Source organism: Paenibacillus algorifonticola, assembly GCF_000971975.1.
GTDB lineage: Bacteria > Bacillota > Bacilli > Paenibacillales > Paenibacillaceae > Pristimantibacillus > Pristimantibacillus algorifonticola.
In genome coordinates this window covers 24,436-47,079 of the sequence record NZ_LAQO01000006.1, presented here as the reverse complement: position 1 = coordinate 47,079, position 22,644 = coordinate 24,436, and the positions used below count along the sequence as shown (strand labels likewise).

The following is a 22,644-nucleotide window of genomic DNA, read 5'->3' as shown; positions in this document are numbered from 1 at the left end:
ATGACCTTATATTCCTTGCCCCGCAACAGAACAAGCCCAATCTGAAGGAGGACTGAATTTATTTTGAAAAAGCATTTGGCATCCACGATCGTATTTTCCTTGCTGCTCATGGCCGCTTTTCCCGCTATGACAGCCGCCGCAGAAAGCATGAAGCTGTTTATTAATGGCAGCGCCGTTTCCGCTTCCGACGCCCAGCCTTACAAAAACCAGAACACGGTCATGATACCGCTCCGCAGCACAGCCGAGCAGCTTGGCCTTAAAGTGACTTATCAGAAAGCGGGCTCCGAAATCGTGCTTAAAGGACAAGACCTTGCCGTCACTTTCCATACCGGCAGCAATACCGCCGTTGTGAATGGCGAAAAACGCTCATTCGATGCCGCATCTGTCCAAAAGCAGGGACGCACTTATGTACCGCTCGCTTTTTTCGATAAAGCACTGGGACATCAGGCCAGCTATGACAGCAGCACACAGCAAATATCCATTACGACTGCGCAGTTTGAGGCTGAAAGCTGGATCAAGCGCGTGACTGAGCTGCTAAGCAAAGCGGACTACCAGAAGCTGTCGGATGATTATTTTTCAAGTGATCTCAAGGCACAGGTTTCTGTAGACGCGCTCGGCCAAGGATGGGAAAGCACCACGGCACAAGCGGGCAGCTTCGTTCGCTCAGAAGACATTGCCATATCCGGCGTATCTGGTGAGATGACCATTATTACGGCTACCGCCGTGTTTGAGAAAACCAGCTTTAACCTGACGATTTACGTCAACACGCAGAGCAAGCTGCTCGAAGGCATGTTAATCACGCCAAAACCGGTTGAAAAGGAAGCGCCAGCTACGATTGTTGAAGAAGAAGTTACCGTAGGCGAAGGTACTCCTTATGCACTCGGCGGAACCTTGACTCTGCCGAAAAATGCCACTGGCCCGCTGACAGCGGTCGTATTGGTTCAAGGCTCGGGTGCATCCGATCGCGATGAAACGGTAAGCGGCTATACACCATTCCGCGATATCGCTTGGGGACTTGCTGAGCAAGGGATTGCCGTACTGCGCTACGATAAACGCACATTCGCTTACGGTAACAGCATGACAAAAGAAGCTTTTATGAAGATGACCGTGAAGGAAGAAACCATTGACGACGCCATTGTCGCAGCCAAGCTGCTCAAGGCGGATAAACGGATTGATGCCTCAAAGGTGTATGTAGTTGGGCATAGCCTTGGCGGCATGCTCGCACCACGCATTGATGCGGAAGGCGGCGACTTTGCCGGACTCGTGCTGCTTGCTGGCTCGCCACGCTCGCTATGGGAAATCGTCTACGATCAGAATCAAGCTTTTATCGCCGCCATGGATGATAAAGATCCAGCCAAGCAAACGAATGCCCAGTTCATAGAAGCCGAATACAAGAGGGCACAAGCACTGGATACGTTGACCGATGCGCAGGCGCAGGCGACGACGATTTTCTCTCTGCCCGCCTATTACTTTAAGGAAATGGATAATCACCCCACGAGCGAATACGCCGCCAAACTAACAAAACCGGTGCTTGTCCTGCAGGGCAAGGACGATTTCCAAGTGTATGCGGATAAAGATTATGTGCTGTGGGAGGAGCTGTTCAAAGGGAAAACGAATGCCTCCTTCAAGCTGTACCCAGACCTTAACCACTTTTTCGTAGATTACAGCGGCGAAGGAGAAGGCACGATAGCGGAATACAACCAACCAGGCAGCTTCGCTGAGGAAGTCATTGGCGATATCGCCAAATGGTTAAAACAGCAACCTTAGCCCTTATCATTCATCCCATACAACGAACCGCCAGTCTGGAGAGGGGAGCTTTACGTTCCCCTGCTGCCAGGCTGGCGGTTTCTTTTAGGCCATTCTATTTATTTACTTTTCACTTTCAGGCTTATTCGCCCTTTCTATTGAAATCATGCCCCGGGCGAGCTGCCCGGCCAGCATGTTGTAATCAATCACAATTGCCGCTCCTCCATGCTCGCAGCGAGGCTAAGCAGCTTGTTCATCGTCTGCCAGTTGCGCGAAGTGGCGGCCACGCCCAGCTTTTTTTCCAGTAAATTATTCGAAAACATCGACTTGCGCACGCTTTGGCGGCAATAAATATACACTTCGCTATCGTGCAGGCGATAGTCGTCCACGTCACTGCTGCACGCGAGCAGCCGCTGCTTTCCTTCTTCGGTAGGCGTGTCTGCGAGCAGCGCAACATAAATATTTTCACCCTCCTGGAGCTGATCTCCGGCAAAAGGGCTGCTTGCGACAATCGCCGCCAGCTCCGTATTGGTGCGTATGACGACCGGAACGTCGAATCCGAATACCGCCATAATTTCCTGCCGGATTTGCTGGCGCAGCTGATCTGCTGGCGCATCCGCTTCGAACAGCACATTGCCGCTTTGAATATACGTTTTGACACGCTGCACGCCAAGCTGCTCAAACATCCGCTGCAAATCCTGCATTTTGATGATTTTATGCCCGCCGACATTAATGCCACGAAGCAATGCGATATAAATGGTCATCCAACAGCACCTGCCCTCTACTCAATAATCCTAAGTATAGCATGTACAGCCACACGCGCGAACGCTGCTGTACTTGTGATAAAATAGAAATAAACCTAGAGATACATACTGATTAAATAGAGGAAAAAGGAGCATGGAAGCATGAAACAGGAACTGATGGAACGATTTATTTCTTATGTGAAAGTGAACACGCAATCCGATGACCGCAGCGAGACCTGTCCGACGACCCCAGGGCAGCTGACGCTTGCCGACCAGTTGGCCCAAGAGCTCATGAAGATCGGCATGGAGGAGGTAGGCGTGGATGAGAACGGCTATGTGATGGCTACCCTGCCTGCCAATACGGACAAAACCGTACCGACAATTGGCTTTCTAGCCCATATCGATACCGCGCTGGATTTCACAGGTGAAAATGTAAAGCCGCAAGTGGTCGATAATTACGACGGCGGCGACATTGTACTGAACGAAGCGCAGTCTATCGTATTGTCTCCATCTGCTTCGCCTGAGCTGAGCCGATATGTGGGGCATACACTGATTACGACCGATGGCACGACGCTGCTAGGCGCTGACAACAAAGCCGGCATTGCCGAAATCATGACAGCGATGGTGTATTTGATTCAGCATCCTGAAGTGAAGCATGGAAAAATCCGCGTCGCCTTTACACCGGATGAGGAAATCGGCCGCGGGCCGCATCGTTTCGACGTTGCCGCATTCGGTGCAGATTATGCCTATACGATGGATGGCGGGCCGCTTGGCGAGCTGCAATATGAGAGCTTTAATGCCGCCGCCGCTCACATTATTTGCAAAGGCACGAACGTGCATCCCGGCACGGCCAAAGGTAAAATGGTTCATTCGGCGAAAATCGCCATGGAATTGCACAGTCAGCTTCCTGCTGGAGAAGCGCCGGAATTCACTGAAGGCTACGAAGGCTTTTATCATTTGATTCAAATGAGCGGCGATGTGGAGAAGTCCGAGCTTCGTTATATTATTCGCGATTTTGATCAGGAAGGCTTTGCGGGCCGCAAGCAGAAGCTGGAGGACATCGTGAGCGGGCTTAAGCGCAAATATGGCGAATCCAGCGTAGAACTGAACATTCGGGATCAATATTTTAATATGCGGGATAAAATCGAGCCGGTTATCGGCATCGTAAATCAAGCGAAGCTGGCGATGGAAAACCTCGGCATTAAGCCGGATATTAAGCCGATTCGCGGCGGTACCGATGGCTCGCAGCTTTCCTACATGGGGCTTCCTACGCCTAATGTGTTCACTGGCGGTGAAAATTATCATGGCCGTTACGAATACGCTTCGGTCGACGATATGCTGAAAGCCGTTCAGGTCATCGTGGAAATTGCTAGGCTTGCAGAAGCTGAAGCTTAATACAGCGCACGCAACGTGCGTTTAGACTTATAAAAGCAAAAGAACCTTCGCTCTACGCCAATACGGCGGAGTCGAAGGTTCTTTTCGTTTCCAGCTTGCAGCTAACAGCCGCTGTCATTTTTGTTCAAACGGATACCTGCGTATCCTATTACGAGGTCGGACGATCAATGGAGAAACGTTCGCCGAGGCCCGCATAATCACTGCCCGCAAGCCTGGCGATAGGCGCAAGCTGGTCGGCATCGATATAACCGCGATCATCGTAAACCGTCTCGTCCAGATGGTAGAACACGACCTTGCCGATCAGCAAATCACAGGCGGGCGAATCGTCCGTTCCGCCGAGCGGGATTGCCTTCTCCAGCACGCATTCCATCCGAATTTTCGCTTCAGCTACACCAGGCACGGCAATCCGAACGCTCGGAACAGGCGTAAGCCCTGCTGCCTCGACCTCGCTTTCCTCCGGCGGAAGATTTGCCGCCGTTACGTTCAGCTGCTCAATATACGATTGGTCGGCAATATGCACGACGAATGCACCTGACTCGATCGCGTTGCGTGCGGTGTCCTTCTGCTGCCCGTCTGACTTCCGCTGTACCGAAACCGATAGCAGCGGCGGATTGGACGATACAATATTGAAGTAACTATATGGCGCAGCATTGAGTACGCCGCCTGACGACAGCGTCGTCACGAATGCAATCGGCCGTGGTATAATGCTGCCCGAAAGCAGCTTATAATTGTCGCGAGCCGAGCGCTCAGACGGATCAATGGTTACCATCATGGGCAAATGACCTCGGCATACCAAGCTGCGGCTGCGTCGACTTCACTGCCCGTCAGCTGATGGCCATAGTTTTCCCAATGTACGCTAACCGCTGCTCCCGCGCCAGACAGCATCGCTTGCAGCTCTTCCGTCTCCTGCGGCGGGCACATCTGGTCATTGCGGCCTGCTCCGATGAAGCAGGAAATCCCCGTCATATCGGGAAGCTCTACACTGCGAAGCGGAACCATCGGGTGATGCAAAATCGCTCCACGGAAAGCATCCTTGTAATGAAACATCAGGCTGCCCGCGATATTGGCTCCATTGGAGTAGCCAATGGCGACGAGATTTTCACGATCGAAGCCATAATCAACGGCCGCCTGATCCAGAAAATCATGCAGCTCCTTCGTACGAAACACCAAATCCTCCTCATCAAAAACACCCTCGGCTAGTCTGCGGAAATAGCGGGACAAACCGTTTTCAAGTACATTGCCTCTTATGCTTAGCACCGATGCTGTAGGATCAATCCGGCCAGCGAGCGGCAGCAAATCCCGCTCCGTTCCTCCGGTACCGTGCAGCAGCACCAGAACTGGCGCCGCTGCATTCGTACCTTGCTGATAAATATGTTTCATTGTCCATTCTCCTCTCATTGCGGTACTTGGATAGGCGGCAGCAGCCGCACAATATCCTCGCGATGCTGTTCAAACCATTCTGGCAGCATCAATTTTTCACCGAGATGTTCCGGCTCCTCGTCACGTGCAAAGCCTGGAGGATCTGTTGCAATCTCGAATAATATGCCGCCTTCTTCGCGGAAATAAATCGCATGGAAATATTGTCTGTCAATTATTGGTGTAGGGTGGTAGCCATTTGTCTCCACATGGCTTCTCCACAGTGCATGCTCCACATCATCTTTCGCACGCCATGCAATATGATGCACCGTACCGGAACCGCCATGGCCAGGCTCAACACGCTCAATCGGAAGATCAATGATATTGCCGATTTCTGCCGATGATCTGAATCGCGCATAACCAGCATCCTCACCGATTTTGCTCAGTCCCATTACCTCTTCCAGCAAACGGAAGGTTTGCTGCGGAGCAGAGCTGTACAAAATCGCGCCTCCAAAGCCTTTAATGGCTTTATCTGTCGGCACTCCCGCATACGACCAATCGCTCAGCGGGCCTTCCTCCCGGGCTACAAGCTCAAGCTGCAAGCCATCAGGGTCAACGAACTGAACATACGTCTCGCCGAACCGCTCCGTTTCGGTGAACGGAACCTCATATTTTGCCAAACGCTCTTTCCAAAAATCCAGCGCTCCCGCAGGAACAACATAAGTGGTTACCCCAACCTGTCCTCCGCCAATCACACCTTTACGACCGTGTGCAAAAGGGAAAAAGGTCATGATCGTGCCTGGGCTGCCGGCTTGGTCTCCGAAATACAGATGATACACTTCTGGAGCATCGAAGTTGATTGTTTTTTTCACGAGCCGCTGGGCAAGTACGCCTGCATAGAAAGTAACCGTTGCTTGTGCGTTGGATACGAAAGCTGTAATGTGGTGAATGCCTGCTGTTTGTTGTGTCATTATGAACACTCCTCTATTATATCATGGATTTGAGAATCTTTAAATTAAGATATTAGGGTTGAGCGATAATATTTAATGACGGTACAGGATACTAAGCTTCTTCTACTTAAAAGCATCCTGCGCGTGTCTGCCGAGCTTCTTGAGCAGCTTGCTTGCCTGCTTCTGTTCTTCTGTCGTCAAGCCGCTAACCGCTTCTTTAATAATATCTGTATGTGCCGGGAATACTTCCTCAATAAACTGCGTGCCCTGGCTCGTTATTTCTGCGAAGATGAGCCGGCGATCATCAGCTGAAGCTCTGCGCTGCACGAGCTGCTTCTTCTCAAGCTTATCTATTACATAGGTAATGTTGCCGCTGCTCATCAGCACCTTGCCGCCGATTTGCTGCAGAGGCTGTGCGCCCTTGTGATACAGCATTTCCAGTACGCCGAATTCGGTGCGATTCAAGCCATGCTTGCGAATGTCCCGGTCGCCATGGGCGTTAATCCATTGGCTGGCCCGGTTGAGCGCAATGTAGAGCTTCAAGGCGCTGTCTTCGGCTTCCTGCGGTGGCATTGGCGTCTTGCTATCCGCCTCTTTCATTGCCCTCACCTCCTTGCATTTATTATCTTAAATTTAAGATACTATAATTAAAGATAAATTGCAAGCATTTGCTTCAACTTTTTTTAATCCATTTTCACTCCAGCCTGTCCACTCTATCCTTGGCGTTCATTATGATATAATGGAGAGTATGACTTACAAGTCAATTTACTGTATAGGAGGTTATTGTTATTATGGCCCATTCACATACCGTTCCTCTTTCCATTCTTGATCTGGCTCCCGTTGTTGAAGGCGGCAATGCAACCGACGCTTTCAAAAATACACGCGATCTCGCCCAGCATGCTGAGCGTTGGGGCTATCAGCGCTATTGGCTCGCTGAGCATCACAACATGCAAGGCATTGCCAGCGCCGCTACCTCTGTTCTCATCGGCTATGTTGCCGAAGGCACCAATACGATCCGCGTCGGTTCTGGTGGTATTATGCTGCCCAACCACGCGCCGCTTATGATAGCCGAGCAATTCGGCACACTCGCCTCGATGTATCCGGGACGCATTGATCTCGGACTCGGGCGTGCCCCAGGCTCAGACCAGTCAACTGCCCGCGCGCTGCGCCGTGGACTTAACAGCAATAACGGCCAAGACTTTCCCGAACTGCTTGGCGAACTCCGCAGCTTTCTAAACCCTTCTATAGAAGAAGGAGTTCCTGCCGTTCGCGCTTTTCCCGGTGAAGGACTCGATATTCCGATCTGGCTGCTGGGCTCCAGCGGCTTTAGCGCTCAGTTGGCGGGACAGCTGGGACTGCCCTTTGCTTTCGCCAGCCATTTTGCGCCGGACTACTTAATGCAGGCTTTGCAATTGTATCGCAGCAGCTTCCGCCCTTCGGCAGCGCTGGAGCAGCCTCATGTCATGATTGGCGTAAACATTCTCGCCGCAGATACAGATGAAGAAGCGCGCTTCCTCGCTACATCGCAGGAGCAGCAGTTCCTTAACCTCATCCGCGGACAGACGAGCAAGCTGAAACCGCCCGTTGCCAATATGGATGAACTGTGGAATGAACAAGAGAAGGTTGTCGTCCGCAGCAAATTCAGCTTCGGCGCTGCCGGAAGCAAGGAAACGGTGCGCAGCAGAATTGCCGACATTATTGAAAAAACAGGCGCTGACGAGCTGATGATTACCGGCTCCGCTTATGATCATCAGGCACGTCTTCGCTCTTTTGAATTGATTGCTGAGATTATGAAAGAGGGCTAAGGCGGATTCATCTCTATAGCCTGCACTACGTCAAATCAAACAATCCCCCTGGACGCTTTCGCGTAATCAGGGGGATTTCTTCTATATATAGGCCAATTCGAAACCATGCATCAGCAAAAAAACGTTAGTGTGGGAAAATATCCTATTCCACCCATACGATTGACTGCTTATCATGAGATTGTATGCTGCTCAGCGGGCTGCTAAAATACGACCCGGAATGTCGTCCCCTCTTCGCTTGATTCAATCTCGATATCGGCGCCATGATGCTCCGCAATGCTGCGGCACACCGCAAGACCAAGCCCGGTTCCCGTTTCTTTCGTCGTATAAAAAGGTGTGAAAATCGCCTCAATATGCTCCTTCGGGATGCCATGGCCTTGATCGGCGACTTCCAGTATGACGTTGCCCTGATTCATTCTTGTCCGAATGGTGAGCTCGCCGCCGCTCTCCATCGCCTCGATTGCATTGCGCGTCAAATTCAGGAGCAGCTGGCGGATCTCCTTCTCCTCCACGGTAACGGGCTCCGTGGCATGCAAATCAAGCACAATTAAAATGTTGGAGTAGGCCGCATCCGCTTCCAGCAGCGGCAATATATTCGAGACGAGAACATCCAGCTGTTTCCGTTCTTTTTGCACAAAACGGGTATTCGCCAGCGATAAATATTCTGAAATAATGCCGTTAGCGCGATCGAGCTCGCTAATCATCAAATTTAACGTATCCCGGTAAGAGGCGAGCGTCGTATTTTTCTGCATCAGCTGCAAAAAGCCTTTGATCGTCGTCATCGGATTGCGTACCTCGTGGGCGATGCTTGCTGCCATGGAACTGAGCAAATTCAGCTTGTCCATAAGGAGGAGATGCTTTTTGGCTTTGCGCAGCTCCGTAATATCGATGGCAAAGGCGAGAAAATAACGCTTGTCCTTCATCTCCAGCACTTCGCCTGAGATTACACCATAGCCCGTATCGCCGGACTGCCGCAGAAAGGGCAGCTCAATATTCTCTAATAAACCCTGAGCTGGAATCGCTTGCATAATACTGTTTACAAAATGGGAATAATGTCCCCGCCGGATCGTCTGCGAAAACTTCTGATTCATCTCTATAATCGTCGCTGTTTCCAAATCTATTAAAAAGTTCATTGTCGCATTCGTATGAAAAGCGCTCGTAAATTTCAGATTAGAAAGCTCCAAATGCTCCTGAGCCCGGCGGTATTCGGTTACATTACGCCAGCTGCAAGCGAAGCCATCGCCCATTTTATAATAGAGCACATCATAGCTTTCCTCATCCGTCAGCCACTTATTGTATACCCGCTCCTGCCGCAAAACGGGTTTGCCGCTGCTCGTCACCTGTTTCAGAACCGCCCTGATCTCTTCTGTAAAATCAGGAAAAAGCTGCGACCACAGCCGGCCAACAGCTTCATCTTTCGAATAATTCATCATTCGGCAAAAGGTATCATTCATGTACTCCGATCGATAATCAATAATATCTCCGCCTTCGTCCCTGACTGTCTTGTAATAGCTGAAGCCATCCAGCAAATTGTCGAGGCAGGAACGATACCATAGCTCCTGTGCCGCCAGATGCTGCTCGAAGCTTTTCTGATGATTCACATCGCGCCCTATGACATAAAAGTACATATTGATTTGATCCAGCGAGACATTCCACTGCAGCCATTTATAAGAGCCGTCTACGCAACGGAATCGATTCAAGTATCCGCTCAGCTCCCTGCCCTGTATTAATTGTGGAACCAAAGCATCCATTGAAGCTATATCGTCGGGATGCATATACGTATAAAAATCTTTCATACTATTCAATAAGACAGGATAGCCCAGCATCTTCTGCAAGCCACTGTTATAGTGCACAACGCGGCCGTTGCAGTCCATGACCACAAGCATGTCAAAAGATAGCTCAAATAAATTTTTGAAGTGATCCACCGCCGCAATCTCCTTTTCGCAACAAACTGTTTTCCTGCCTGGCAGGCAACTAGCGCACACGCTTCAACCCGATATTTATCGATTATTGTTATATTATAGCTTATTTTCACACTCTATGAGTTCCTTTATTTAGGCGAACCAAACACCCCTGTTCTACTAATAGAACAGGGGTGTTTACGAGCTGTATCGTTACTCTACTTTAAATTCGCCAGCTGCTTGTGCCAGCTCATTGCTCAAGCTTTCGATCGTTTCAACCATCTCCGCAAGGTTCTGTACCATTGCCGATTGCTCCTGTACCGTTGCTGTTACTTCCTCCACGGAAGCGGATACCTGCTCGCCGGAAGCCGACAAGCTTTGCGCTGCTCCAAGCACGCCGTCTTTATCCTGCTCAATCGCTTTCAGCTGGACAGCAATCGTCTTGACCTGCTCAATAATTTCGTGAATATTATCGGTAATGTAGCTGAAGGTTTGCTGCGTCTGCTGCACACTGCTATTGTGCTGCTCCGAAATGGACTCTATCGCCTTCACGCTGTGATCGCTTTGCTCTACGTATTCAATCGTCTGGGCGACGATTTTATTAATATCTTGGGATTGCAGCGAGGTCTGCTCCGCCAGCTTGCGAATTTCCGAGGCGACGACCGCAAAGCCGCGGCCCTGCTCTCCTGCTCTTGCCGCTTCAATGGAAGCATTCAGTGCAAGCAGCTGCGTCTGACCCGCAATGTCGGAAATCGCTCCTGTAATTTGGCGAATGCCAGAAGAGCTTTCCGCCAGCTGCGCGGTTACCTCGGAAATTTTGCGCACCTCCGACTCGCTGCGATGGTTGATTTCCACCAAAGCCTCAATAACCTCATAGTTGGCTTTGAATATTTGCGCAACGGAGTCTGCCTTCGTTCTAATTTCCTGCGACTTGCCGCTTACGTCAGCAATTTTGTCGCCGACCTCCATAAACTTGTCGACGATCGATTCCGTATCATTGGCTTGCGATTCCATCGCCTTGGCAATTTCCTGCGTCGTTGTCGACGTCTCGGCGATCGAAAGATTGGTTCTTTTCGACGTCTCATCCAGCTCTGACATGCTCTTTTTCAGCACCGCAATCGAGCCGTTCATGCTCGTAACCAGCTGCTTGTTGCGCAGGGCCATCACGTCGAAGCTGTCTGCCAGCACCTTGAACTCTCCGCTGTATTTCCCAGTAGCCACTACCGTCAAATCGCCTGAAGCCATAGTCTTGAACAGCCTTGTCAGATGGCCGATTGGCCGCGTAACGAGCAGGGAAATCAGAATGCCTGCCGCTATTGAGGCCAGAATAGAAATAATCATCACTACAATCATCTGCTGCATCATGTTTTTCAGCGGCTTTTCTACATCGCTTAAACTATCTTCAATAATAACCGACCAATCGGAAATCGGCGTCTTCGAATAGAAGGCAACCCGGCTTGGCAAGTTCAGCTCATCTCGCACTATTTCACTGCTGGCTGGCAGCGCGAGCACCGCATGATAGTCTTCCGTTTCAAGCACAGTACCGATTAACGACGCATCTGCTGAATGATAGAGAACCGTGCCTGCACGGTCCAAGATCATGACCTTGCCTTCATCATTAATTCGCACATCCTTAAGCTTGTTTACGAAAAAGTCCGTAACAAGTGTAACGGCAACCACGCCTTGAATAGAACCTTGCTTATCAAAAACGGGCGAAGCCAGTACAGTGACCAGATTGCCTGATGATTTGGATACCAGCGCATCGCTGACAACTGATTTCCCCGCAATAGCCTGCTTGAAATAGTCCCGGTCTGAGCGGCTGTTATTCAATATGCTATCATTGTTGCTGGCGATAATGATTCCGCTTTTGTCCATGACGAGTATCGTTTCCGTGCCCTGCATCCCGTTGATGCTCGTTGCTAATTGCTCATTTACGCTATTCATCAACTCATTGTCAGCTGAAAAAAACTGTTCTTAACCCTTATAACTTGTTATATCGGTTAACGGCATCCGGTTAATAAGTAGCAGTTATATAACTTTCTCAATTTTTTTGTAGAATAGTTTTGGAAAATCCACCCTTTATTGTTAGCGTAGAACATAAAAAACAAGGCACAGGGACTTTTCTCGTCCCCATGCCTTGTTTATCAGCCGCTGCTTAGCGGCATCTTTACAGCCTTCTCTTCCTACATCGAGGAGCCGAATTGAATCCATGCTTGCTGGATTTCGTTAATCGCCTGCTCCTTCGTTTTCCCGCCGCTAATGTAACTCTGCATCAGCTCGCCAAATTTTTGATGGAATGTGTCGAGGGAATAGTTGACCGACAAATCGCCGGATTTTTCCGTCTTTAAAATCTCTTCCATCTGCTTCGGCATATCCAGATCCGGCAGCGCCGCATCTTTAATCGGCGGAATGACCTTCGCGACTTCCGAGAACCACTTTTTACCGTAATCCGAGGTGTACAGCCAGTTGAAAAATTCAATCGTTTCCGCCGCAACAGCGGAATCCTTGTTAATGCGCAGCGCCTGATCCGCCCCCGTAACAAGCAGCGCTTGCTCCGGCTTATCGCTTACTGGATAGCCTGCGATGCCGATTTCGATGTCAGGCGTAATTTTCTTGATCGCTTCCTCGTCCCATGCGCCCTTGCCCGTCATGAAGGCCGCTTTGCCTGATGCAAAGTCACTTACTTCGGCGTTGCTGTCACGCTCAAGCGGCTTGTCTGTCCCGTGCTTCACGGTCAGATCGATGAAATTAAAGAAATTGTCGCTGAGCACGGGATGGTCTTTAAATGTCGTTTCACCCGCGATGAACTGGTCGACCAGCTCTTTCGGCGTAGTACCCGCATCTGCCGCAGCAGCGTTGACGAAGTTTTGGAAAATATGCTTCCATACCCACCACTCTTTGTAGGCGTTGGCAAATGGTGTGATGCCCTTCGCTTCCAGCTTGGCAATTGCGTCCTCAAGCTCCGCTGTCGTCTTCGGAGCAGCAGCAATGCCAGCGTCCGCCAAAAGCTTTTTATTATAAATCATCATCATCAAATTGCCCTTGACCGGAAGTCCCAGCACCTTGCCGTCGCTCGACGTCATATTAATACGGACTGCATCCGTCATTGCTGCCGCAAGCGGCTCATTAGTCAAATCAGCACTGTATTCGGCGAAGGTGTCAATATCGCCACCTGCCGTCGTCTGGAATACATCCGGCGTGCTTCCGGCAGCGATTTTCGACTTCAGTACCGTATTGTAATCGGCTTGCATAATTTCCAGGTTGATCGTGACGTTCGGCTTCACTTTTTTGTATTCGGCAATGTAGGCATTGAACGCATCGGTATATTCGGGAGAAGCGGTGAACATGTTGATCGTAACCGGCTTCGCCTCATTCGCGGCGCCGCCAGCATCGGCTGTGCTGCTTGCTTCTGGCGTATTGCCATTAGTGCTGGTAGTGTTGCCATTGCCGCTGCCGCAAGCAGCCAGCATGACCGAAGCCAGGACGATACTGGTGGACATGGACATGATTTTTTTGAACATGGTAGGGCCCCCATTTCTTTTCGCTTGGAATACAAGTCTTCGCTGCTTATTCTAAAGAAAAGGATAGGAGATAAAAATGCAGATAAGTGGTGTATTAAGGGTAAAAAAGTGGTGTATGACTGTGAAGCTCCCCTAACTATTCCCCTTGCTGCTCCGGTATTCCGTTGGCGACAGGCTGTAATAATTGCGGAACGCCTTGCTGAAATAGTTTTTGTCCTTGTAGCCGAGCAGCTCGGAAATATCCTGAATTTTGAGCGCCGAATCGTCCAGCAGCTCCCTCGCTTTATCCATCCGCACCTTCTGTACATATTCATGAATGCCGCAGCCAAACTGCTGCTTGAACAGCTTCATCAAATACTCGCGGCTGAGAAAATATTTATCGGTATACAGCGAGATTTTGATATCCTCAAAATAATAACGGTCGATATGAGCTTTAATATCGGCAATATCGAACGGCTTCTGCACAGCCTGCGCCGCCCGCAGCTGCTCATGGTAAAAGCTTAGCAGCCGCTGGAGCAGCGCGGCGAACTGCTCGAAGGTGGCAAAATCGAGCGAAAGCCCCCGGCTGCGCAAGCTTTCCTCACTGCCTGCCGGCAGCCGCTCCTGCGGAACGCCAAGCGCAAGCGACAGGTCGCCAAACAGCACGATGCCCTCGCGAATGATGCGATCGGCTTCGCCCAGACTCAGCCTGTCCGCATCCTGCCAGCTGCGGGCCAGCTCACTGATGATGCTGCTCGCCTGCTGGAGGTTGTCGCCCGCTAGCGCCTGGCGAATGACCGCCATTCGCCCAGGCAGCGACAGCCCCTCCTTCGGCTGCCGCTTCTCAGCGCTGGCGGCAGCGCCTGGCGTACGGCCTTCGCCTTCGCCCGTATGACTTCGGGCGGCTGCTTTGCTGCTTGACCGCTCGCCGCTGACGCCGACTTCGCTGCGGCTGCTGCTGCCGCGATGATCAGCAGCTGCGGCTCTAACGGCTGCTGCTCCATTCATGCGCAGCAGATCCATCTCACCCAGCGCTGAGCGCGCTTCTTCGAAGGAGGCGGCCATGTCCAGCGCCTCCGCCACCGGGCCGCCGATGCCTGCGGCGACCCTAATGCCGAATAGCCGCTGAAGCGTAGCGGCTATTGCATTCACCTGATGCAGCGCCCGATAGGCTGCATCGGCAGCACCGCCGCCATTCATCGTCAGAATGGCGACCAGCTCGCGCTCCTGCTTCGGATTCGCGAAGCTGAACGCTTGAAAGTGCGCGCCCGCCACCTCGTTGACGACGTTGCTGACGGCGAAATGCAGCAGCTCAGTGTCGCCGTGGAAGCGGCTGCGCCTGATCTGGTCCAGATTCAAAATGCGCAGCAGCACAACGACGAAGCGATTGGCCTTGTCGTCCGCGCCAATAAGCGGCAGAAACGCTTCATTCGCCTGCTGCTTAAAGCTGCGTTCGAGGATCGACAAATACATTTTCTCCTTGAGCCCTGGCAGCGAAAGGTTGAGGGTAATATTTTGCGCAATAAAATCGCTCTCCTGCCTGCGCTTCGCCTCCAGCACATCCATCGCCTTGCGCAGCGCTTGATTCAGCTCAGTCCGGTTTACAGGCTTAAGCAAATAATCGACGACCTTGGAGCGAATCGCCTGCCGCGTATATTCAAAGTCATTATAGCCGCTGACGACAATGGTCAGCAGCCCAGGATACTGCTGCTGGGCGGTTTGCAGCAGCTCTGCCCCGTTCAGGCCAGGCATCTTCATATCGACGATAGCGAGGTCTACCCTCTGCTCCGCAAGCATGCGCAGTCCGCTTAATCCATCTGCTGCCTCCAGCAGCTGCCCTACGCCAAGTCCCTCCCAGTCGCCAAGCAGCCGAATGGCCTCGCGCAGCGGCTCTTCATCGTCAATGATCAGCACCGTATACTTCATAAACCGTTCCCTCCTCGCCGGGGCAGCCGCATCGCCAGCTCCGTCCCCGCTTGATCGCTCTTAATGAGCAGCTCTGCCTCTTCCCCGTACAAAAGCTTCAGCCTCGTGTACAGGTTGACGAGCCCAATGTTGTCGCTCTCCCGCTGGCCCCATTCGCGCCGCAGCGAAGCCTCCACCTGCCCCAGCCTGTCTGCTGTAAAGCCTGGCCCATCATCCTGCACCGCGATCAGCGCTGTTCCGTCCTCCTGAAGGCTTGCCCTAATGCCAATGGTGACGGTGCTCGTCACCTTCTCCAGCCCATGCTTGATCGCATTCTCGACCAGCGTCTGCACCGAAAGCTTCGGAATCTCAAGCTCCATCAGCGCTTCCTCCCACTCATAGACGACCTGCAGTCTGGCGCCGAACCGCGCCGTTTGCAGCGCCATATAACGCTCGATATGCTTCAGCTCCTCGCGCGCAAACACAATATCCTTCCCGCTGATGCAATAGCGGAACGTCAGCGCCAGCGCATCGATCATATCCGCGACGTCATAGGTTTGATGCTTGAGCGCTTTCGTGGAAATGGCTTGCAGCGCGTTGTACAGAAAATGCGGATTGATTTCCGCCTCCAGCGCCTTTAAAATCGCATGATTTTCCGCCAGCTTCATTTTGTAGCGCTCATTAATCAGCTCATTCGTCCGCCTGACCATCAGATTGAAATGGCGTGACAAATATGCAATTTCGTCGCGTCCCTTCACCTCGGCCTCCGCGTCAAAGCTGCCTGCGCTGAACCGGCTCATTTGGCGGGACAGCTTCTTGAGCGGCTTCGTGATGGCACTCGACATCAAGCTGACGAGAATGACTGCGAGCAGCAAAAACAGCACGCCAATAGCATAGTTCAGGTTGCGCGTCTTCGTCGCGGCCTCGTAAATTTGCGAATAAGGAATCGGCTTAATCAGCTTCCAGCCGCTCTTCTGCGCCACATTGTAAATAATTAAATATTTCTGCTCCCCCTGCACCCAAGTAAACGGCCCGCTGGAGGCCCCCGCCTGCTCGATCTGTTCGGTCTGTTCGTTCTGCTTGTTCTGTCCAGCCTGTCCAGCCATCCCCTCTCCTCCACCTAGCTTTTGCAGCACACCTGCATCCCGCAGCTCCGTGTAGAACGCTTCATCATCCAGCTCGAAAGGCTCATTATCCGGGCTAAGATACAGCAAATGCTGGCCTTCGCTAAACGGAATATCCTTCATAATTTCGTCCTTGACTGAAGCGTTGTAATAAAAAGAGAGCACCGCCTGCGGCTTTCGCGTCTTAATCGAACGCAGCACCCGGTGGTACGCCATAAAGCTCGCTCGCTGAATTTCAGCGGCATAACCGGAATCAGCCTCCGCCTCCGGTCCAGATAGCGATTGATACGCTTGATTGCTCGGGTCTGCCATCGCCTTGGCATACCATGGCTGCTCTGCAATGACGGTGTTCGTTCCCGTCCGCACCGTAATATTGTAATTTTCTCTCGTTATCGCATAATACTTCTGCTTCTCTACGACATACAAGTAGATTGCCTCCAAGTCGCTGCGGGAATAAAACATATTGCGCAAATAGTTTTCAACATACATCTTGGAAGAATAGTCCTCGGACTCGTGCATAATGGCATAGGTGATTTCATCGTAGCCGATTTGCGGCAAGGACATCTGCTCAATGCCCTTCAAATAATCCTCCAAATTACGGCCAACGAGCAGCAGGTTGTTCGTCGTACTATCGATGCTGTTGCCAACCGACTCCTTCTCAAGCATCTGGTAGGAAATGAAGTTCAGCGAAGCCACAACGAGCACAATAACGCCTGTAAACAGCAAAATCAGCTTATTGACCAGCCTCCGGGCGACCAGCTCCCGCCAAAAAGAAAACAGCTCCCGCGCCTTGCCCGCAATCGCTTTCATAAACGTTTCACGCTCCGCATACAGTTCACCTTTTTACCCCTAACTGTTTTCTATAATCCATTTTGACGGGAATCCGTCTGCTCTATAATACACATTAAAGCTAGATTGGAAAATGCTTTTTCCAGCGTATGCGACTGGCGCCATCCTCTGGCTGCGAAGGTCGCTGGCGTGGATGAAATAGACGAATTGGGGTGCATCATATGTTCAAAGCATTAGGTAAAAAATGGGGCGGAAAGCTGGAATTCACCTTGTTCAGCCTGCCTGTTCTGATTTGTATCGCCGTTGCCTTTTATATTCCTTTTGCCATGACAATCCGTTATTCCTTGACCAAATGGAACGGCATTTCCAAGCATCCGAAATTTATCGGGCTTGATAATTTCAAGCAAATTTTTATGAATGATGCGAACTTCACCAGCTCGGCGTGGTTTACGATCAAATACGCGGTGCTCTACATCGTGCTTGTCAATGTGCTGGCGATTGGGCTTGCGGTTCTGCTCGATATGAAGCTGCGCACGACGAATTGGCTGCGGGCCGCTTTCTTTATTCCATACATTTTGAGCCTCGTCATCGTCGGCTTTATCTGGAAGTTTATTTTCATGCAGGGCTTTGAATCGCTGGGGGAAAGTACGGGATGGGGGATTTTTGACTTAAGCTGGCTCGGCACGCCGGGACTTGCCTTTGTTTCTATTTTGCTCGTGTCAATCTGGCAATCAATTGGCTTCTACCTCGTTATCTATATCGCGGGGCTGCAATCGGTACCGGGCGACTTGAAGGAGGCGGCAACGGTAGACGGCGCAGGGCCGTTTCGCACCTTTTTCAACATTACGCTGCCACTGCTCGCACCTTCGATTACGATTGCCGTCTTTATGGCGCTGACGAATTCGATTAAAGTGTTTGATGTGATTTTGTCGCTGACGGGCGGCGGGCCGGGCGGCTCAACCTACAGCATCGCCTATGATATTTACCGCGATACGTTCCAGAACAATTTGTACGGCTACGGTACAGCGAAAGCGCTCATTCTCTTCGTTGCCGTGCTGTTCATTACGATGATTCAATTAACGCTGTTCAAGCGCCGGGAGGTGGAGGCCTAATGAGAAAAAAACGTCCGGCAGGGCGCTATGCGCTGGAAGCCGTAATGGTTCTGCTCTCGCTGCTGTTTCTATACCCGCTGTTTCTGGCCATTAACAACTCGTTCAAAAGCTTTGGAGAAGTGATGAGCGATGTCATCGCGCTGCCTGAGAAGATTATTTTTGAAAACTATGCTTATGTGTGGCAGTTTATCAATTATCCGAAGCTGTTCATGAACAATCTGGTCATTACGATCGTTGGCCTCGCGGGCATTATTCTCGTCTCGTCTATCGCTGCCTATAAGCTGGCGCGTACAAAAACGCGGATGAGCGGCCTGATCTATCTGCTCTGCATTATGCCGATGCTTATTCCGTTCCAATCGATTATGCTGACGGTGCTCCAGTTCGCCAAGCAGCTGCATTTGTCGGAGAGCACCTGGGGACTTGGCGTGCTGTATTGGGGCTTTGGCGCTCCGCTTGCCGTCTTTATTTATCACGGCTTCGTGAAAGGCATCCCGCAGGAAATCGACGAAAGCGCGACAATGGATGGAGCATCCGGCTTTCGGCTGTTTTTCCTCGTCATTTTCCCGCTGCTGCAATCGGTCACGACAACCATCATTATTATCGATGTGATGTGGATCTGGAATGACTTCCTGCTGCCGCTGCTCATGGTGAACGGCTCGCCGGATACGAAGACGCTGACGTTAGCAGCCTACACCTTCGTCGGCCAATATACATCGGACTGGCAATATGCAATGACCGCGATGGTCATGGCCGTCCTGCCTTCGATTATCGTCTTTATTTTTCTGCAAAAATACATCGTCAAAGGCGTCGTTGCCGGAGCGGTGAAAGGCTAACAACAGAGAACCCCAAACAAGGAAAAGGTCTATCCCTTCAAAAGGATAGGCTTTTTCCTTATTTTTCTGTTTAGTGATTTAGTTTTGTCTTCTGAAAGCAATCATGTTAAAATGCTTGAACACTGCACGGAATGAAAGCGCTATAATTCACGACTACTCCCTAACATTCATGAAAGGGTGGGCAAATTGGGACGCTGGAGAAACGCACGTTATCAGACAAAGCTGCTCATTTTATTTTTTCTCCTTAGCAGTATTCCTGCTTTCATTATAGGAGCTATCGGCTCAACGAAGTCATCCAATACATTGGAAGCGCAGACGACGCAGGACTTGAAGGTCATTTTGGCACAGCTCAACGCTTCAATTGAACGGCAAATTAGCGACTTTGACCGTTTCAGCATGCTGCCTTATTTTATGCCGGAAGTGTTTTCCTTTCTGAACCAGCCTGCGATCTCGCCTGAACAGTGGGGAACAGAAGAAATTAATGCCCAAAAAACGATGGCCCGGCTCATGAGCGCTTATCCGTCCATTAATTCATCCATTAACGGGTTGATGGTTTATGGCATGAACGGGTCGATTAATGGCTATCGGATAGATGGAGACAGCGCCATTAATATGGCTTATGACGCCAAAGTCGAGGCTTGGTATCAAGAGGTGATGACGGGGAAGGGCCATTTCACCGTGACAGGCATTCAGAACATTCAGCAGTTCAAAAGCAATTCTTTCGACGCCATTATTGGAGCTCGGCTGTTAATGGACGAGGACTATAAGCCGCTGGCCGTCACGGCGATGTTCATCTCCCCGCGCTTTATTTCGAATCTTGTGCGTTCGCTGGAGCTGCCCAATGCGCAAGTAACGGTCATAGACCGAGAAGGCAATTTGATTTATGCCTCGAATCGGGCGCTTGCAGCTGAGCTCCAGAAACATGCAAGCCGGAATAAGCAACATGACGAGTGGGAAGTTTCCATTGAAGAACAAGCTGGGAGCAAAACCTTTAGCGGTGTTTCCTTGAAGAGCGATTATCTGGAATGGCAAATTTACATGGGTGTGGATAAGGACGCCATGCTGCAAAGCAGCCGTTCCATTCAGAGCTTTACGATCCTGATTATTATTTGCGTTGCTGTACTGGCGGCCGTTGCCTCCCTCCTGATCGCGCGAGGGTTTTCCCAGCCCATCTCCAGACTTATACGCTCCATGCGCAAAGTAGAAAAAGGGCAGTTTTTCACTCCCGAAGCGCATGGTCGCGCCGATGAAATCGGCCAGCTGGAGAGCAGCTATGGTCGAATGGTCATTCGACTGGAAGAGCTCATTCAATCGATCGAAGAGAAGGAACGGCAAAAGCGGCATGCCGAGCTTTACGCGCTGCGAGCCCGTATTCAGCCCCATTTTTTATACAATACGCTCAATTCTATCCGCATGCTGGCTGTTCTCCAGCAATCTGGACAAATCGCCAAGCTGATTCAATCGTTGAATAAGCTGCTTCATGCAAATATGAAGCTCGACAGCGAGCTCGTTACGTTTGAGGAAGAAATTCGGCTCTTGCGCGACTATGCGACGTTAATGGACTTACGCTATACGAATGTATTTGATATGGAGTGGCGTATTCCGCCAGAGCTGAATCAGGCTTCTATACCACCCATGCTGCTGCAGCCCCTGCTGGAAAATGCGATTTTTCACGGGGCCAAGGGGCTGGAGAGGAAGCTGCATATTACGCTGGAAGCCCGGCTCGAACGGAATGACAGCCGTCTGCTGGTCATTGAGCTGCAGGATGATGGAAGCGGCTTCGACCATCAAGCCTTGGAGCTGCTGAAGCGGCCGCAAAGCGATTCCGGCACACAAAATATTGGGCTGCGCAATGTGCAGGACCGTATTCGGCTGCGGTTTGGCGAGGAATATGGCTTATCATTTGAACGTACAAAGGCGCATACGATCGTGACGGTCAGAATGCCCTATCGGATATTGGAGAAGGAGGAGAATGCGGATGTGGAACCTGCTCGTCGTTGAAGATGAATCCATTGCAAGACTGGGACTTCGCTATATGGTGGATTGGGAAAAATACGGCGTTCATTGGAAAGCCGAAGCCTCGAATGGTGAAGAAGCACTGCTGGCTATGGAGGCACAACAGCCTATCCATATTATCCTTACGGACATCCGAATGCCCGGTATGGACGGTCTCGCTTTTGCCAAGCTGGCGCTGGAGCGCTATCCGGGCGTGCAAATTATTTTTATTAGCAGCTATGATAATTTCACCTATGCCAAAGAGGCCATTCGCCTCGGCGCTGTTAACTATTTGCACAAGCCAACGATGGATGAGGAGGAAATTGGCGCTTCCCTGCTTAAAGCTTCGGCGAAGCTGGAGCATATCCCAGTACCCCAGCCGGCTTATACGGAGGAGGAGAAAAATCAATATTTGCTTTCCTTGCTCGATGAGTACACGTTCCCTGAGCGGCCGCTGCTGGCAGAGCTTGAATCAGCAGCCTATGAGACAGGCTTTCGGCTAACCGTCTTCCGTAAACGCGATGATGCCGCGACCATGCAGGACACCGGGCATTTTCGCTTTCGCTCCATCCAGCATCTCATTGCCGAATTTGTCATGAAAGAATGGGGTGGGCTCGTCTTTCATCGCAATTACCGCGAAGTGATATGGCTTTGTCCGCAAAATGCACGCTCAACCGATGCTATCCCGGCACAGTTGCAAGGCGAGCAAAGCAGTACCGACAGAACGGACACCAATAGCCCTGCCGAATTAAGCAAGCTGCTCGATATGGTGCGGCAGAAGACGCTGGAGCTGCTGAACATGGCGATGATTTCCTCGGTCAGCTCGTGCTACTGTTCTCTTGAACAGCTGCCCAAGGCTTATATGGAGGCCTTGCTTCAGCTTCCGCTAAACGAACAAAGCGATAACTTCATCGTCCGTAAATCGAAGGCTTTTATTGATAAGCATTTGCTGGAGGATTTGACGCTGACCAAGGTTGCGGAATCCATCCATGTCAGCCAAAGCTATTTAAGCCGTATTTTCCAGAAGGAAATTGGCGAGAGCTTCAGCGAGTATGTCATTCGTCATAAAATTGAGCATGCCCAGCAGCTTCTGCGTACAACAAACCGTAAAGTATATGACATATCAGCCGCTATCGGCTATATGAACCCGCATTATTTCAGCAAGCTTTTCAAAGAGCGCACCGGCGTTTCTCCGCTGGAATACCGCAATCAATAAGCTTTTCCCGGAGCCCCCTGTTCCTTCTCTCCATGAGAAGAATACAGGGGGCTCTTTCAAGCAGCACTCGGCTCGTTTTTCATCCGTACAAAAGCACATGAGCATAAAAGCATAGGAAATAGCATCATCCGTATACATACAGAGGCTTGATACCGCGCTTGCCGCAAACAAAAAGTCATATTAATGCACAAAAGGATCGATTGGACCGCTACGAATGGACAACCGCATCCTATAGAATGAAGCCATTCACCAAAAGTAATGTATTTTTATGATCAGA

At 50.9% G+C, this 22,644-nt stretch carries 17 protein-coding genes; 7 read left to right on the top strand and 10 right to left on the bottom strand.

Annotated elements, in window-relative coordinates; translation table 11 throughout:
* Positions 1-63 precede the first annotated feature (63 nt).
* The gene (locus tag WH37_RS34650) at positions 64-1,767 is read left to right on the top strand and encodes an alpha/beta fold hydrolase (RefSeq protein WP_052736974.1); all 1,704 of its coding nucleotides are present in this window, start codon (positions 64-66) and stop codon (positions 1,765-1,767) included.
* Positions 1,768-1,952: 185 nt separating this feature from the next.
* On the opposite strand, the gene WH37_RS13850 is transcribed toward WH37_RS34650, so the two are convergent.
* Entirely contained in the window at positions 1,953-2,510 is a 558-nt protein-coding gene (locus WH37_RS13850; RefSeq protein WP_046231193.1) for a DUF1697 domain-containing protein, read from the bottom strand.
* Between the two features lie 141 nt (positions 2,511-2,651).
* On the opposite strand from WH37_RS13850, the gene pepT reads away from it, so the two are divergent.
* A complete protein-coding gene (gene pepT / locus WH37_RS13845) occupies positions 2,652-3,884 on the top strand; it encodes a peptidase T (RefSeq protein WP_046231192.1) in 1,233 nt (410 codons plus the stop codon).
* Between the two features lie 148 nt (positions 3,885-4,032).
* On the opposite strand, the gene WH37_RS13840 is transcribed toward pepT, so the two are convergent.
* The 4 genes from WH37_RS13840 to WH37_RS13825 form a co-directional block, all read right to left on the bottom strand.
* A complete protein-coding gene (locus WH37_RS13840) occupies positions 4,033-4,653 on the bottom strand; it encodes a flavin reductase family protein (RefSeq protein ID WP_046231386.1) in 621 nt (206 codons plus the stop codon).
* A complete protein-coding gene (locus tag WH37_RS13835) occupies positions 4,653-5,264 on the bottom strand; it encodes an alpha/beta hydrolase (protein ID WP_046231191.1) in 612 nt (203 codons plus the stop codon). Before WH37_RS13835 ends, WH37_RS13840 begins: the two co-directional genes overlap by 1 nt.
* A gap of 14 nt (positions 5,265-5,278) precedes the next feature.
* The gene (locus WH37_RS13830; RefSeq protein ID WP_046231190.1) at positions 5,279-6,211 is read right to left on the bottom strand and encodes a ring-cleaving dioxygenase; all 933 of its coding nucleotides are present in this window, start codon (positions 6,209-6,211) and stop codon (positions 5,279-5,281) included.
* Between the two features lie 102 nt (positions 6,212-6,313).
* Positions 6,314-6,790, bottom strand: coding sequence for a MarR family winged helix-turn-helix transcriptional regulator (locus tag WH37_RS13825; protein ID WP_269431307.1), 477 nt, complete (start codon positions 6,788-6,790; stop codon positions 6,314-6,316).
* A gap of 191 nt (positions 6,791-6,981) precedes the next feature.
* Here WH37_RS13825 and WH37_RS13820 point away from each other — a divergent pair, with 191 nt between their 5' ends.
* A complete protein-coding gene (locus WH37_RS13820; protein WP_046231189.1) occupies positions 6,982-7,995 on the top strand; it encodes an LLM class flavin-dependent oxidoreductase in 1,014 nt (337 codons plus the stop codon).
* A gap of 200 nt (positions 7,996-8,195) precedes the next feature.
* Here WH37_RS13820 and WH37_RS33575 read toward each other — a convergent pair whose 3' ends face one another.
* The 5 genes from WH37_RS33575 to WH37_RS13795 form a co-directional block, all read right to left on the bottom strand.
* A complete protein-coding gene (locus WH37_RS33575; RefSeq protein ID WP_052736973.1) occupies positions 8,196-9,917 on the bottom strand; it encodes an ATP-binding protein in 1,722 nt (573 codons plus the stop codon).
* A gap of 189 nt (positions 9,918-10,106) precedes the next feature.
* Positions 10,107-11,837 carry a methyl-accepting chemotaxis protein gene (locus WH37_RS13810; RefSeq protein WP_052736972.1) on the bottom strand — a complete coding sequence of 577 codons (1,731 nt, stop codon included), beginning with the start codon at positions 11,835-11,837 and terminating at the stop codon, positions 10,107-10,109.
* 239 nt (positions 11,838-12,076) lie between these two features.
* On the bottom strand, positions 12,077-13,414 hold the full coding sequence (locus tag WH37_RS13805; RefSeq protein ID WP_046231188.1) for an ABC transporter substrate-binding protein: 1,338 nt from the start codon (positions 13,412-13,414) through the stop codon (positions 12,077-12,079).
* 132 nt (positions 13,415-13,546) lie between these two features.
* Positions 13,547-15,319, bottom strand: coding sequence for a response regulator (locus WH37_RS13800; protein WP_046231187.1), 1,773 nt, complete (start codon positions 15,317-15,319; stop codon positions 13,547-13,549).
* Positions 15,316-17,232, bottom strand: coding sequence for a sensor histidine kinase (locus WH37_RS13795; RefSeq protein WP_046231186.1), 1,917 nt, complete (start codon positions 17,230-17,232; stop codon positions 15,316-15,318). The genes WH37_RS13800 and WH37_RS13795 overlap by 4 nt, the downstream gene beginning before the upstream one ends.
* 200 nt (positions 17,233-17,432) lie before the next feature.
* On the opposite strand from WH37_RS13795, the gene WH37_RS13790 reads away from it, so the two are divergent.
* The 4 genes from WH37_RS13790 to WH37_RS13775 all read left to right on the top strand — a co-directional run bounded on the left by WH37_RS13790 (position 17,433) and on the right by WH37_RS13775 (position 22,367).
* A complete protein-coding gene (locus WH37_RS13790; protein WP_046231185.1) occupies positions 17,433-18,323 on the top strand; it encodes a carbohydrate ABC transporter permease in 891 nt (296 codons plus the stop codon).
* Complete coding sequence (locus WH37_RS13785; RefSeq protein WP_046231184.1) at positions 18,323-19,156, top strand: carbohydrate ABC transporter permease; 834 nt, start codon at positions 18,323-18,325, stop codon at positions 19,154-19,156. Before WH37_RS13790 ends, WH37_RS13785 begins: the two co-directional genes overlap by 1 nt.
* A 177-nt stretch (positions 19,157-19,333) precedes the next feature.
* Positions 19,334-21,157, top strand: coding sequence for a cache domain-containing sensor histidine kinase (locus WH37_RS13780; protein WP_414811835.1), 1,824 nt, complete (start codon positions 19,334-19,336; stop codon positions 21,155-21,157).
* Positions 21,135-22,367, top strand: coding sequence for a response regulator transcription factor (locus WH37_RS13775; protein WP_046231182.1), 1,233 nt, complete (start codon positions 21,135-21,137; stop codon positions 22,365-22,367). The genes WH37_RS13780 and WH37_RS13775 overlap by 23 nt, the downstream gene beginning before the upstream one ends.
* Positions 22,368-22,644 lie beyond the last annotated feature (277 nt).

What these genes read in the sequence shown, in the direction of transcription:
- WH37_RS13790 (WP_046231185.1), top strand. Translation starts at nt 17,433, where the DNA reads ATGTTCAAAGCATTAGGTAAAAAATGGGGCGGAAAGCTGGAATTCACC.
- WH37_RS13785 (WP_046231184.1), top strand. Translation starts at nt 18,323, where the DNA reads ATGAGAAAAAAACGTCCGGCAGGGCGCTATGCGCTGGAAGCCGTAATG.
- WH37_RS13840 (WP_046231386.1), bottom strand. Translation starts at nt 4,653, where the DNA reads ATGGTAACCATTGATCCGTCTGAGCGCTCGGCTCGCGACAATTATAAG.
- WH37_RS13775 (WP_046231182.1), top strand. Translation starts at nt 21,135, where the DNA reads ATGTGGAACCTGCTCGTCGTTGAAGATGAATCCATTGCAAGACTGGGA.
- WH37_RS13795 (WP_046231186.1), bottom strand. Translation starts at nt 17,232, where the DNA reads ATGAAAGCGATTGCGGGCAAGGCGCGGGAGCTGTTTTCTTTTTGGCGG.
- WH37_RS13825 (WP_269431307.1), bottom strand. Translation starts at nt 6,790, where the DNA reads ATGAAAGAGGCGGATAGCAAGACGCCAATGCCACCGCAGGAAGCCGAA.
- WH37_RS13830 (WP_046231190.1), bottom strand. Translation starts at nt 6,211, where the DNA reads ATGACACAACAAACAGCAGGCATTCACCACATTACAGCTTTCGTATCC.
- WH37_RS13810 (WP_052736972.1), bottom strand. Translation starts at nt 11,837, where the DNA reads ATGAATAGCGTAAATGAGCAATTAGCAACGAGCATCAACGGGATGCAG.
- WH37_RS13850 (WP_046231193.1), bottom strand. Translation starts at nt 2,510, where the DNA reads ATGACCATTTATATCGCATTGCTTCGTGGCATTAATGTCGGCGGGCAT.
- WH37_RS13805 (WP_046231188.1), bottom strand. Translation starts at nt 13,414, where the DNA reads ATGTTCAAAAAAATCATGTCCATGTCCACCAGTATCGTCCTGGCTTCG.
- WH37_RS13800 (WP_046231187.1), bottom strand. Translation starts at nt 15,319, where the DNA reads ATGAAGTATACGGTGCTGATCATTGACGATGAAGAGCCGCTGCGCGAG.
- pepT (WP_046231192.1), top strand. Translation starts at nt 2,652, where the DNA reads ATGAAACAGGAACTGATGGAACGATTTATTTCTTATGTGAAAGTGAAC.
- WH37_RS13820 (WP_046231189.1), top strand. Translation starts at nt 6,982, where the DNA reads ATGGCCCATTCACATACCGTTCCTCTTTCCATTCTTGATCTGGCTCCC.
- WH37_RS13835 (WP_046231191.1), bottom strand. Translation starts at nt 5,264, where the DNA reads ATGAAACATATTTATCAGCAAGGTACGAATGCAGCGGCGCCAGTTCTG.